Here is a 1,346-nt window from a genome sequence, read left to right on the forward strand (position 1 = left end):
TTGGCGAGGGCTCGATACGCCCACGCGGCTGGCGGCGTTTGCGCGGGTGGTGCACTGTGCTCGGTGGAGACCCATAACACACGCCATTCGTCCGGACTCAGTGGCGTGGGCTCCGGCGCGGCCTCATCGGTGGCAGGGGCGGCTTCCACGGTCTCTCGCAACTGCAGCAGGCGCACGGCAACGAAGGCCGTGATCACCATCATCCGCTCCAGATTCGGCGCGCTTTGCAGGCGTTGCCGTTCCACCCCGACGCCGGATTTCCACGCCTTGTGATACTCCTCGATCCGCCAGCGCAGTTCGTAGTCACGCACCACGCGCTGGACCTCCGGCAGATCGTCGATCGGTTCGGAGGTCAACAAGCGCCAGCACAGTGGCTTTACCCCCTCGGGCGCATCCACTTCCTGCGCTATCACCACGTTGACCGGCAGCGCCTGCCCGGCGCGACCGCTATGCGCCGGCGGGCGCAGCTCCACCGTCGCGGCGCGCAAGACCAACTGCGCGACGCGGGCCTTGCGTCCCGCGCGTTGGGCGATGTGTACGGTCTGGTGCCCCACGGTCCGGGCCTGCGCTTCGAGCGTCGCAAACAGCGCCGTGGTGTGGTCTTTGATACCCCGATCGACACGGGCGCGCAGCACGAAGCGCTGCTGGTGTTCGCGCTTGTAATGCAGGTATTCGTACACGTCCGATTCGCGGTCGCATACGGAAATGACCTGGGCCATCGTCGGCCCCAACCGCTGCGCCACCTGCTCGGACGCCCGTTGCCACTTGGCGCTTTCCTTGTCGGCGTAGGCCCGCTGCTTGCGTGCGTGCTTCTTGCCGTGCGAGGCCGGGTCACGGCACCAGTACTGCTGCTCAATCAGGCCCACGGTGCGCTCGCTATGGCCATCCACCAGCAGCACCGAGTGCACCAGATAACCACGGGACTTGGCCGATCGGTCCGTGCCGATCATCCCCAGATCGGCCGCCACGGTATGCCGGTAGCTCAAGCTGGTGGTGTCCTCCAGCGCCAGCAGTCGCCCGGTCTCGGGCAGCTGCTTGGCCACCGCGGCGAAACCGCCTTCGGCGATAGCTGTCGCGCTGACCGCGTCGTTGCGCAGCAACCGGTAGCTACCGGTTTGCGCGGCCGGATCCCCACGGCAGCACTTGGACATCGAGGCGCCGGACTGACGCGCCAGACGCTCGGCCATATCCGTCAGACGCTTCGTGCGTCGGGCATCGCCCAACTCACATTCGCCAAAGATTTCCTGCGCCCAAGCTTTCGCGTCCGTGGGAAACATGCGTGAGGCCACCATGAAGGATCAAGGGCTTGCAGCGTATTTTCAATACCAAATGTGATCAAGAGACAG

The 1,346-nt window shown here is 65.6% G+C and carries 1 protein-coding gene; it reads right to left on the reverse strand.

Annotated elements, in window-relative coordinates:
- Positions 1-1,277: IS4 family transposase (locus ACO2Q2_RS17475; protein WP_423257525.1), on the reverse strand; the 1,277-nt coding region annotated here is incomplete at its 3' end.
- Between the last annotated feature and the right edge of the window lie 69 nt (positions 1,278-1,346).

The organism is Dyella sp. KRB-257 (genome assembly GCF_049445995.1).
GTDB lineage: Bacteria > Pseudomonadota > Gammaproteobacteria > Xanthomonadales > Rhodanobacteraceae > Dyella_A.